Here is a 12,188-nt window from a genome sequence, read left to right on the forward strand (position 1 = left end):
AATGACACACTTACAAAACAGACAATCATTTCATCACTTCAATCACTGTCTGTTCCTTTTCTTAAGATTGTTTCGCGTTCTTTTCTACGCTGTCCCACACACCAAGAATATACATAATTCCTAGCGCACGGTCGTAAAGCCCGTATCCCGGACGCGCCCATTTTTCTTCGCCCCAAATATGACGACCATGATCCGGACGCACGTAGCCATCGTAACCGTATTTATGCAAAGTCTGAACGACTTTTACTGTATCCACAGAACCATCACAAGCACGGTGCGACGCTTCAATAAAGTCACCATTGTCATAACGTTTAACGTTACGAATGTGCATAAAATGAATGCGATCGTGGTAGGCATCAATGATGTCTGGAATATCGTTATTTGCAGAACCTAATGAACCAGTACACAAGCTCAAACCGTTGTAAGGGCTATCGACTAGGTTAAGGAAACGGCCAATGTTTTCTTTATTGATGATCAGGCGAGGCAGACCAAAAATTGGGAATGCAGGATCGTCAGGGTGAATACCCATCTTAATCCCCACTTCTTCACACACTGGTATCACTTGTTCAAGGAAGTATTGTAGGTTGCGCCACAAATCTTCAGCCGTGAAGTTCTCGTACAGCTTAAAGGTTTCCTTCAAGCGAGCTAAGCGCTCTGGCTCCCAACCCGGCATAGTCACATCAACGTTGGTCGACAGTTTTTCAATCAACTCGATTGGATCGATATTTTCGATTTTGCTCTTCTCGAAGAAAAGTGCATTCGAACCGTCTTCCATCTCTTTGTAGAGCTCAGTACGAGTCCAGTCAAACACTGGCATAAAGTTGTAACACACCACTTTTACGCCCACTTTCGCAAGACGACGCAGTGTTTCTTTATAGTTCTCGATGTATTTGTCACGAGTTGGCAAACCAAGTTTGATATCTTCGTGAACGTTGACACTCTCAACGACATCAATATGAAAACCCGCAGCTTCGATGATCGCTTTTTCTTTCGCGATACGCTCTTCGCTCCATAGCTCACCCGCCGCCATATCATGCAGTGACCAGACGATACCTTCTACACCAGGGATCTGTTTAATGTTGCCGAGAGTAACTTTATCGTTACCTTCTCCGTACCAACGGAATGTCATTTTCATCTATTATTTCCTCTGCGCTACGAAGCTGGCTACCGATGCTTTGGCACCGTTTGCAAACAGTGTTTCTAACGCGGATTGCAGCTCTACTCTAAATGTTTGATTAGTCGCTAGATCTTGTTCAAAGACACTGCGAAGAGATAAGAAGCCATCTAAGGCTTTTTCTAAATCTGAGCCAGCTTGCTGCCAAACTTGAGCAAGCTGCTGTTTGAGCGGATCTTGAACATCAATCTCCTGCCCTTGTTCATTCACACCGCTGACATAACGAATCCAGCCCGCCAACGCTAGGCATAAGCCTTTGATTGAAATGCCGTTGTTTAGTGAATAGCGAATGGTTTGTAAGAAACGTTGTGGGATCTTCTGCGTTCCGTCCATTGCAATCTGCCATGTACGGTGTTGCAGCCCTTTGTTCTCGTAACGCTCGATCAACTGATCTTTGTACTTATCGAGGTCAATGCCTTCAATGCTTAGCGATGGCGTAATTTCTTCGTCCATCAGATAGCGAACAAAGGTCTTAAAATTCGGATCTTGAATAGTTTCCGCAATGGTTTCATAACCAGACAAATAACCAAGATAAGCCATCGTTGAATGGGTGCCATTAAGCAGACGCAGTTTCATTTCTTCAAACGGCACAACGTTGTCCGTTACCTCAACATTGGCAATCGACGTCTTTTCCCACGCAGGGCGTTCATTGACAAATTTGTCTTCAATTACCCACTGTAAAAAAGGTTCGGTAATCACGCTGGCTTTGTCTTCTAAACCTAAAACTTTCTCAACACGAGCAATATCGTTTTCTGTGGTACGAGGAACAATGCGGTCGACCATGGTACAAGGGAAAGTAATGTGCTCTTTAATCCATTGGTACAGCTCTGCATCCAGCTGCTTAGCAAACTGCAACACCACTTTTTCTAATACATGACCGTTTTCTGGCAAGTTGTCACAGGTCAACGGTGTAAACGGTTGAACACCTTTTAGGTAACGACAACGCATAGCTGAGACCAAAAATCCGATCGCAGATTTTGGTGTATCCATATTTTCTAAATCATGCTGAATCAGTGGATGTGAAAGGTCTAAATCACCCGTCGCAGGGTTGTGGCAATAGCCCTTTTCTGTGACGGTCAGCGAGACGACTTTCACCTCGGGGTCACACATATAACTTAACACTTGCTCTGTCTGAGCTGACATCAACACAGTTTCAATAGAGCCAACAATATTGATATCTAATTGATCGTTGTATCCGACACCGACCGAATAGAGGCTGTCTTGTGCGATCAACTCTTTCTGTAAACCAGCGTCGCTCCAAGTAACACCAACAATTTTCCAGTTACCGCCAATTTCTTTTATCACAGCATCTGTAATGAGTGCCTGATGAGCGCGGTGAAAAGCGCCAAAGCCCAAATGTACAATCCCAACTTTTGCATTCTTGTTATTTTCGTTGGGCTGAACTAGGGCATTAGCCGCAGATAAGTGAGCTTGACTTAATCTCATAATTATTCGAACCAAATGATGTTAGTAGACGCAAAACGAACTCGTTGCGTAGGAAATTTTGCGTGAGAAAGTGACTCATAGCGCAGGGAGAATTCCCCGCGCTATAGAGACATCTCTAATTACATAGATTGAATCTTGTCTAGAAGAGGTACTAGGTCTGGATTTTCCTTACGGAATTTTTCATACACAGGCTTAACCGCTTCTTGGAACTTAGGAATATCACTTTCAACAAACGTTACATTTTGATTAACCAGTTCCGCTTTCGCTTTTTCTACGTAGTTTGCCCAGTTAGTGTCTTGCTGCTTAACTGTCTCTTTCGCGATTTCACGAATTTTCGCTTGGTCTTCTGCAGATAGGCTATCCCATACACCCGTTGACACTACTAGTACGTCAGGAACCATAGTGTGCTTGTCGTAAGAGAATGTTTTCTTCACTTCGTAATGACGAGAAGAGTAGTAAGACGGAATGTTGTTCTCCGCACCATCAACAACACCTTGTTGCAATGCAGAGTAAAGCTCACCGTATGGTAGTGGAACCGGAGTACCGCCTAGCGCTTTGATAGTGTCAATAGAAAGTGCTGAGTTTTGTACACGGATTTTCAGACCTTTCAAGTCTTCTGGAGTACGAATTGGTTTGTCGGTGTAGAAGCTACGCGCACCTGCATCTAGGAATGCAAGACCGATAAAGCCAGAGTCTTTAGAAGACATCAGGATTTGCTCACCAATTGGACCTTGAAGTACAGCATCATATTGTGCGCGATCACGGTATAGGTAAGGTAGAGAAAGTAGTTTGTAATCTGACGCGAATGCAGTCAGTGGCGCCGCACTCACTTTAGTGAAGCCGATAGTGCCACCTTGTACCATTTGCAGTAGTTCAGTTTCATTACCTAAAGTACCGTTTGGATACACTTTTACACGCATCTTAGTTTCTTTTGTGACTTTAGCTGCAAACCAATCCAAGGATGCGTGAACTGGGTGCTCTGTTGGTAACGCATGAGCTAGCTTAACAGTAGCTGCATAAACGTTGCCTGCCATCAGTGTAGAAAGAGTACAAGCAAGTAAAAGTTTATTTGTTGTTTTCATTTTATAGTCCTATCAATTATTGAGGTTTATAACCAGCTAGTTCCGGTAGCCATAATGAAAGTGAAGGGAACAAGGTCACTATCGTCAACGTGATAACCATGAGGACGAATAGCGGTGCCAATTTAGGAACAACAGCACCCAACTTCGAGCCTGTAACACTACAACCAACAAACAAGGCAGTGCCGACTGGTGGTGTACAGATACCGATACATAAGTTGAATACTAAGATGATCCCAAAGTGAATTGGGTCAATACCAAGCGTGATAGCAATTGGTAAGAAAATAGGTGTAAAAATCAGTACTGCTGGCGTCATGTCCATGAAGGTGCCTACTACCAACAGAATCAGGTTCATCAAAAGAATAACCATGATTGGATTGGTTGAGGTTTCAAGTACAAACTCAGCAATGTAAGTAGGAATATCGGCGTTCGCCATTGCCCATGACATTGCAGAAGAAGTCGCTACCATCAGCAATACGATTGAAGTGGTGATCACACTGTCCACAAGCACTGGGAACATATCGCTCATTTTCAGTTCGCGGTAAGCAAAACCAAGGATTAGAGCGTAGACAACTGCAATTGCAGATGCTTCAGTTGCCGTGAAGATACCGCCCAAGATACCACCCATGATGATGATAACCAGCGTTAAGCTTGGGATAGCGTCCCAGATAACTTTGCGTTTCTTCTCTGTTGAAATAATTTTCTCGCGAGGAATGTTGTAACGTTTTCCAAGTAAGAAGATACCCAACATCACACTTAGGCCCATTAAGATGCCTGGGATATAACCAGCAATAAAAAGGTACTGAACTGAAGTGCTACTTACCAACGCAAACAGTATAAGAATGTTTGACGGCGGAATAAGTAGGCCAGACGGACAAGATGCCACGTTAACCGCAGTTGAGAAATCCATTGGGTATTTGTGTTTCTCTTGTAGCGGTTTCATGATGCCGCCAACCGCAGCAGCAGACGCAGCCGCAGAGCCTGACAATGAACCGAACAACATGTTCGCCATAACGTTTACATGCGACAGTGAACCCGGTAAACGGCCACCAAAGATCATGGCAAAGTTAATCAAACGCGAAGCAAGACCACCGCGGTTCATCAAGTTACCAGCCACGATGAAGAATGGCAGTGCTAACAGACCGAAGTTGTCTAACCCGTTGGCTAACTTCTGCGAAACAAGAATGGTCACCTGTTCAATTGGGAAATCAATGAAAACGGTCAGTAGTGCAGCAATACCGATAGCAAAGGCAATAGGTACACCAATAATCAGCAAAACACCCAATACGCCAAACAACACTACCGCAGGAAAGAAATCGTAAAATGCATCAGGAGCGTTCGCTAGAAAGTCTTGTGAAAACAGTAAATCAATCAGAGTCATTTTGAATATCCTTCTGCTGCCACTCGCTCTTCTTTATTTACAAGCGAAAGAACTGAAGAAATAACGTCGACAGTACCGAAGTAAGAAATAATGTAGCCCGCAAGTGGTACAACAACATAAACATAACCAATCAACAGGTGGTGACCACCAATCACGATCCCTGGAGAAATCTGACCATGTTTAAGTGTGTTTGTGACTAGCGCCGTTCCGCCATAAATAAAGGTGACAGCAGCGAAAGCAATGATGACTAGGTTAATGATGATACCTAACACCAATTGTCCGTTATGGCCCATTCTTGGCGCTAAGAGTTCCAACGCTAAATGACGTTTGATTGCGAAGGTGTAAGCTCCACCTAACACACCAATCCAAATTAATAAGTAACGTGACAGTTCATCTGTAAAGGCAGAAGGATCTTGTAAGACAAAGCGAGTAAATACTTGCCAAACAACCGCAACAATCATTACGGTCATAAACATGCTCAAAACAACACGCAATAAGCTATTAATATATGAGTTGATAGACTTAATTATCATAGTAATTAATCTCTAATTAGTTTTTTGTGCCACCAGACAGAACAAATAATCCATTACATTCCCATTCCGTTGGTGACGTTTCCCTGAACAACGTGTGTCGCTTGCAATCTTCACAGTTCGTTATTCGTAAACTTAATCATCGGTTGTTCCGACAACGAAGTAATCCTACATTTGGTATAACAATAAAAAATTGGTCTAGATCATAAAACGAAACGGGCTTTCATTTTTTTACTTAAAGTATGATCACCTTTAAACTTTTGACAAAAATCACTCTAATTCCGTTTAAAAATCAATCAAAACTCTACTTAAATCGTGTTTATTTGGCTTTTATGAGTTTAATATCACACACAAATGGTAGAACACATAAGGACAACTTGTATGACATCTTTTCTTTCGGAGGATTTCTTACTCCGTAGCGATTTCGCTAAACGCCTATATCACGAAGTAGCAGCCGATTTACCTATCATCGACTACCACTGCCACCTGCTGCCACATCAGGTTTCTGAGGATTACAAATTTCAAAATTTAACCGATATCTGGCTTCGCGGTGACCACTATAAATGGCGTGCTATGCGTATTAACGGTGTGGATGAGCGCTTCTGTACGGGTGATGCAACAGATAAAGAGAAGTTCTTGGCATTCGCACGTACAGTTCCCTATACAATTGGTAACCCAATTTATCACTGGGCTCATCTAGAGTTACGCCGTCCGTTTGGTATCTCAGACATCGTATTAAATGAAGACACCGCTGAGCGTGTGTGGAACGAAACCAATGAGATGCTAGCAACACCTGAGTTTTCTGCTCGTTCGATCATGCAGAAGATGAATGTAGAAATGGTGGGTACAACCGATGACCCAATCGATGACCTCGCCGCACATAAAAAAGTGGCAGACGACAAAGACTTCCCAGTACAAATGCTTCCAAGCTGGCGTCCAGATAAAGCATTCAACATTCATCAGGACACCTTCCCTGCTTATATAGAGGCATTATCAAAAGCTGCGGATGTTGAAATCTCTCGCTTTACAGATTTGTGTTCCGCTTTAGATAAACGTTTACAACACTTTGCAGACCACGGCTGTTGTATATCAGACCACGCTCTAGATACGGTCTGCTATGAAGATTCAACCGAGCAAGAACTTGATGCGATCCTCAGCAAACGTTTAAGCGGCGGAACAGTCTCCGAAATTGAAACTGCACAGTTCAAAACGGCAGTATTGGTATACCTAGGTAAACAGTACGCGAAACGCGGCTGGGTTCAGCAATACCATATTGGCGCTTTGCGTAATAACAATCAGCGTATGTTCAAGCTTCTTGGTCCAGACGTTGGTTTTGACTCTATCCATGATGGTTTAGTTGCCTTGCCTTTATCACGTCTGCTTGATGCGCTTGACCGTGACAATGCATTACCGAAAACCATTCTTTACGGTCTAAACCCACGTGACAACGAAGTTCTGGCAACCATGTGTGGCAACTTCCAGGACGGCAGTATCGCCGGCAAAATCCAATTTGGTTCTGGTTGGTGGTTCAACGACCAAAAAGACGGCATGGAGCGTCAAATGACTCAGCTTGCACAGCTTGGTCTGTTAAGCCGCTTCGTGGGTATGTTAACCGATAGCCGCAGCTTCTTGTCATATACCCGACACGAGTACTTCCGCCGCATCCTTTGCCAAATGATTGGCAAATGGGTTGAAGATGGTGAAGCACCTGCGGACTTCGAACTACTTAGCCGTATGGTTCGCGATATCTGTTATTACAACGCGAAAAACTATTTCGGTATCACAGCTAAATAATCTGACGCTCTGCGGCCGTTGCTTATTGGTGAAGATCTACTGACAAAGATGTTCTTCACCGAGTTTCAGCCGCAGCCTATCGATAGGTAACTTTTATGAAACAGCTAAACCGAGATACCTTTCCCGGCCCTTCTTACCCAACCAAGATCATTCAATTTGGCGAAGGTAATTTTTTACGCGCATTTTTAGACTGGCAAATTGACCAACTCAACGAACACACGGATCTCAATGCTGGTGTCAGCATTATTCGTCCAATCGATACCGATTTTCCGCCAAGTCTCAACACTCAACAGGGTGTGTATACCACTTTGATTCGTGGTCTGGATGAAACAGGCCAAGCGATCTCACAATCCCGTGTTATCTACTCTGTGAACGAAGAGCTGTCTGCTTACCAAGATTTTCAAACCATTCTTGAACTTGCTCGTAACCCAGACATTCAGTTTGTGTTCTCAAACACAACGGAAGCGGGGATTGCATTTGTGGAAAGCGATCAGCTTGATGATTTGCCACCAAGCAGCTACCCAGCCAAGCTGACGCGTATGCTATGGGAACGCTACAACCACTTTGAAGCCGATGAAGACAAAGGTTGGATCATTGTTCCTTGTGAACTCATCGATTACAACGGCGAATGCTTGAAAGAGATTATCGGGCGCTACATTGAGGCTTGGGCTCTTCCTGTTGAATTTAAACATTGGGTAGAAGCCGCAAATACATTCTGCTCAACCTTGGTAGACCGTATCGTTACTGGCTATCCAAAAGATGAAGTGAGCACGCTGGAAGCGGAGCTAGGCTACAAAGATACCTTTATGGTCAGTGCCGAGAACTTCTATCTGTTTGTTATTCAAGGCCCACAGTGGTTAAATCAAGCACTGTGTCTGGATCAGCTCAGTACAGAACACTCGCTCAACATTAAGATTGTTGATGACATCAAGCCATATAAAGAGCGTAAAGTCGCGATTCTTAACGGTGCACATACCGCGCTAGTACCAGTGGCATTCCAATCTGGTATTGATACGGTTGGCGAAAGCATGGCTGACGAGCAGATGGCAGCTTATCTCAAAGAACTGATGTTCTCTGAGATCATCCCTACTCTTTCATTGCCAAAAGATGAACTGCAAACTTTTGCTCAAGATGTGGAGTATCGCTTTAAGAACCCTTACATCAAGCACCTGCTGTTATCTATTTCGCTTAATGGTATGACAAAATTCAAAACCCGAATTTTGCCGCAGTTACTCGCGTATCAACAAAAGACCGAGCATTTACCTCGTCACATGAGCTTTGCACTCGCAGCGTTAATTACCTTCTATCGCGGCGAACGTGAGGACGGAAATTACCCTCTTAATGACGACCAACCATGGCTAGATTTCTTTGCTTCCGAGTGGCCTAAGGTGTCATCAGGTGAGCAAAGCTATGGCGCGTTAGTTGAAGCCGTGTTGGGTAACACTGCGCACTGGGGACAAGACCTCAATCAAGTGCCGGGACTGACTGAATGCGTAACCGCGTACGTCGAACAAATTTGCCTAGTGGGCATGCGACGAGCGTTAAATCGCTGCTAAGGAAATAGCATGAACTCTCTTATCAAAATACATCCAGCCGACAATGTTGCCGTTGCATTAAAAGACTTAAGTGCTGGCACAACATTAGTTGTGGATGAGCAGGAAATAACGTTGCAAGAGGATATTCCTCAAGCACACAAAGTGGCGCTGCAAACTTTTGCTCAAAATGACCAGATAATTAAATATGGTTGTCCTATCGGACATGCGTTGCAAACCATAGAGCTAGGCCACCGTGTTTATCAGGATAACATTCGCACCAACTTGAGCGATTTAAACGAATACCAATACCAACCTGAATTCCAAAACGTACATAGCGCATTGGAAAATAAGCCAGTAAATATCTACCGTCGCTCAAACGGTGATATAGGTATTCGTAACGAGCTGTGGATCATCCCAACCGTTGGCTGTGTAAACGCTATGGCTAATATGATGAAAAAGCAGTTTGAGTCTGAAGTCGACATGTCTGCTATCGACGGCGTGCAAGTGTTCACTCACCAATATGGCTGTTCACAACTTGGGGACGACCACAACAACACTAAGATTCTGCTGCAGAACTTGGTGAAACATCCAAACTCTGGTGGTGTTTTAGTGGTGGGATTAGGGTGTGAAAACAACCAAGTGAACGCGTTTAAAGACACGCTCGGTGAATACGACGAACAACGTGTTCAGTTCATGATCTGTCAAAAGCAAGATGATGAAGTGGAATACGGCGTTGAGCTGATGAAAAAGCTGTATGAAGTGATGTCTAAAGACCAGCGAGTTGCGGGCAACCTGAGCGAAGTTCGTTTTGGTTTGGAATGTGGCGGATCTGATGGCTTTTCAGGCATCACTGCTAACCCTCTGCTTGGTCGTTTCTCGGATTACCTTGTCACCCATGGCGGCACCACAGTACTGACTGAAGTGCCAGAGATGTTTGGTGCAGAGCATATCCTGATGAGCCGCTGCGCAGATAGAAGCGTGTTCGACGATACAGTATCCATGATCAATAACTTCAAACAGTATTTTATCGATCACAAACAGCCTATTTATGAAAATCCATCTCCGGGTAACAAGGCAGGCGGCATTTCAACTTTAGAAGAGAAATCTTTGGGTTGTACGCAAAAGGCTGGCTCAAGTCAGGTAATGGATGTCTTGAAATACGGTGAACGCTTGACCAAACCAGGTCTAAACCTACTGAGTGCGCCGGGTAACGATGCTATCGCGACCTCGGCTCTTGCGATGGCTGGTTGTCATATGGTGCTGTTCAGTACTGGTCGTGGCACACCTTATGGCGGCCCTGTACCGACTTTGAAACTGGCAACCAACAGTGACTTAGCCCGCCGCAAGCCACACTGGATTGACTTTAATGCCGGTACGCTAGTAGAAGGCACATCAATGGATACCTTGCTTGAAGAGTTTGTCGATAAAGTTACCAGCTTCGTAAATGGTGAGCCGACACGTAATGAAATCAATGAGTTCCGAGAAATCGCCGTATTCAAAAGCGGCGTAACGCTTTAGTAAGATGTATTGAAAGACGAAAAAGGCTACCTTCGGGTAGCCTTTGTTTTTCAGTGCTTTTATTGCGTTTCAAGTCGAAGAACGCGACTTCTATGACGTCGTAATCGGGCTTTCTGAGAACAAGAAACGGTCATAATCATCATTTGAAGCATCAAACAGCATGATCTTAGTATTTTCAATGTGCTGCCAAGCAGCCTGACGTGCAGCTACCGCATCTCGCTTGATTAACGCTTTTACAATTTCATCATGATCGCTGCACCAGCTGCGAATCTTATTGTCTTCAATGTGCTCGTGAAGCTTCTTCCAATATGGGTTGTTTTCACGATGTTTCGACAACATCTCCGCAATATGTACCACGACTGAGTTTTGTGTACAGCGGGCCATCTGAATATGAAATTCAATATCCCAGTAGGAATCACGCGAGTAATCGTCTTGCTTCGCTTGTTCTTGAATCTTCATCAGAGCAACCAGATCTTGTTTGGTCGCTTGAGTCGCGGCAAATTCAGCGATATTGCTTTCAAACAACTGACGAGCCTGTAGCAGTTCAAACGGGCCACAGGTGAGCATGAAACCGAAATCGCCCACCGCCTGCGCGATGTCCGGTACTACGTTGTCAACCTGCGTGTTAATTACTCGGATACCCGAGCCTTTACGCACCTCAACGTAGCCTTCAACTTCAAGCATTATCATTGCTTCGCGAATCACGGTTCGACTCACTTCCATCTGCTCAGCGATCACTCGTTCAGCAGGAAGCATATCCCCTACTTTGTAAACGCCATTAAAGATTTCCGTTTTAAAGTGATTGGCGATTTTTTGATAAAGCTTAATATTCGGTTCCATATTAATCTCTTAAACCACTTGTTATACCAATTTAGCGCCAGCTTACCATAGATAGTATTCCAATCGATAGTCAAAACTATGGTCTGATTTCAAAATTTTTAAAATGACTCGCAACACGTCCAATCCTTCTTTCGCGTGCCGATCGGTTATCCCTTTGCTAGTATTTATTTCTAAAACTAAACAAGAGTCTTCAAACATGACAATCGAGAAATTTTCATCCATTTATCAACGAGCGGTCGATCGTAAAGGTGGCGAAGACCAATTAGAAAAACTGCTTAGTACGCCATTAAGTAAAACCGAACTTGCAGCAGTACCTGAAGATCGTTGGTTATCTGCGTTCAGCATGAAAGTGTTTCAATCTGGCATCTCTTGGGATGTAGTGAGAAAGAAATGGCCAAACTTCGAAGAGCTTTTCTTCGGCTTCAAAATTGAGCCTTTGCTGATGCTATCTGACGAAGTGTGGGAAGAAAAAGCGCAAGATCCGCGCATCATCCGCCATTTAATCAAAGTCATGTCGATTCCGCGCAATGCCCGTATGATTTATGAAGCCAGAGCTGAACACGGTTCTTTCAGTGAAATGGTAGCAAACTGGCCGCTAGACAACATTACCGGTCTTTGGGAGCACTTGAAAAAACACGGTGACCGCTTAGGTGGCAATACAGGGCCATACACACTGCGTACGATGGGAGCCGATACTTTTATCTTGTCTACCGATGTTGAAGCGTACCTTCGTAACACCGGCATCATTGATAGCGCTAAGACAACTAAACGTGCAATGACCGCTTCCAATCAAGCATTCTGTCAATGGCGTGAAGAGTCAGGACGTAGCCTAAGCGAGATAAGTCAGATCATTGCATACAGTACAGGCGATAATCGCGTTTAGAACTCAGC

Annotated in this window: 10 protein-coding genes; 4 read left to right on the forward strand and 6 right to left on the reverse strand. The window is 44.1% G+C overall.

Features of this window, described 5'->3' with window-relative positions:
* Positions 1-61: 61 nt before the first annotated feature.
* The 5 genes from uxuA to L3V23_RS08575 form a co-directional block, all read right to left on the reverse strand.
* Complete coding sequence (gene uxuA, locus L3V23_RS08555) at positions 62-1,135, reverse strand: mannonate dehydratase (RefSeq protein WP_102965206.1); 1,074 nt, start codon at positions 1,133-1,135, stop codon at positions 62-64.
* A gap of 3 nt (positions 1,136-1,138) precedes the next feature.
* A complete protein-coding gene (locus L3V23_RS08560; RefSeq protein WP_102965205.1) occupies positions 1,139-2,620 on the reverse strand; it encodes a mannitol dehydrogenase family protein in 1,482 nt (493 codons plus the stop codon).
* Positions 2,621-2,739: 119 nt separating this feature from the next.
* Complete coding sequence (locus tag L3V23_RS08565; RefSeq protein ID WP_042485647.1) at positions 2,740-3,702, reverse strand: TRAP transporter substrate-binding protein; 963 nt, start codon at positions 3,700-3,702, stop codon at positions 2,740-2,742.
* Positions 3,703-3,718: 16 nt separating this feature from the next.
* Positions 3,719-5,080 (reverse strand): TRAP transporter large permease subunit, encoded by a 1,362-nt coding sequence (locus L3V23_RS08570; protein WP_081878707.1) that lies wholly within the window; start codon positions 5,078-5,080, stop codon positions 3,719-3,721.
* On the reverse strand, positions 5,077-5,550 hold the full coding sequence (locus L3V23_RS08575; RefSeq protein ID WP_102965322.1) for a TRAP transporter small permease: 474 nt from the start codon (positions 5,548-5,550) through the stop codon (positions 5,077-5,079). Before L3V23_RS08575 ends, L3V23_RS08570 begins: the two co-directional genes overlap by 4 nt.
* A 441-nt stretch (positions 5,551-5,991) precedes the next feature.
* Between L3V23_RS08575 and uxaC the strand changes: the two genes are divergently transcribed.
* The 3 genes from uxaC to L3V23_RS08590 all read left to right on the forward strand — a co-directional run bounded on the left by uxaC (position 5,992) and on the right by L3V23_RS08590 (position 10,457).
* Positions 5,992-7,404, forward strand: a complete 1,413-nt coding sequence (gene uxaC, locus L3V23_RS08580) for a glucuronate isomerase (RefSeq protein WP_102965204.1) — start codon at positions 5,992-5,994, stop codon at positions 7,402-7,404.
* 95 nt (positions 7,405-7,499) lie between these two features.
* Positions 7,500-8,960 carry a tagaturonate reductase gene (locus tag L3V23_RS08585; protein WP_042485637.1) on the forward strand — a complete coding sequence of 487 codons (1,461 nt, stop codon included), beginning with the start codon at positions 7,500-7,502 and terminating at the stop codon, positions 8,958-8,960.
* Positions 8,961-8,969: 9 nt separating this feature from the next.
* Positions 8,970-10,457 (forward strand): altronate dehydratase family protein, encoded by a 1,488-nt coding sequence (locus L3V23_RS08590; protein ID WP_102965203.1) that lies wholly within the window; start codon positions 8,970-8,972, stop codon positions 10,455-10,457.
* 90 nt (positions 10,458-10,547) lie between these two features.
* Here the strand turns inward: L3V23_RS08590 and L3V23_RS08595 are convergent, their stop codons facing one another.
* Positions 10,548-11,297 (reverse strand): GntR family transcriptional regulator, encoded by a 750-nt coding sequence (locus L3V23_RS08595; protein ID WP_042485629.1) that lies wholly within the window; start codon positions 11,295-11,297, stop codon positions 10,548-10,550.
* Between the two features lie 196 nt (positions 11,298-11,493).
* Between L3V23_RS08595 and L3V23_RS08600 the strand changes: the two genes are divergently transcribed.
* Positions 11,494-12,180, forward strand: coding sequence for a DNA-3-methyladenine glycosylase I (locus L3V23_RS08600; protein WP_102965202.1), 687 nt, complete (start codon positions 11,494-11,496; stop codon positions 12,178-12,180).
* The last annotated feature ends 8 nt before the right edge of the window (positions 12,181-12,188 follow it).

The sequence above is a fragment of the Vibrio sp. A1-b2 genome, from assembly GCF_021726015.1.
Classification (GTDB): Bacteria; Pseudomonadota; Gammaproteobacteria; order Enterobacterales; family Vibrionaceae; genus Vibrio; species Vibrio diazotrophicus.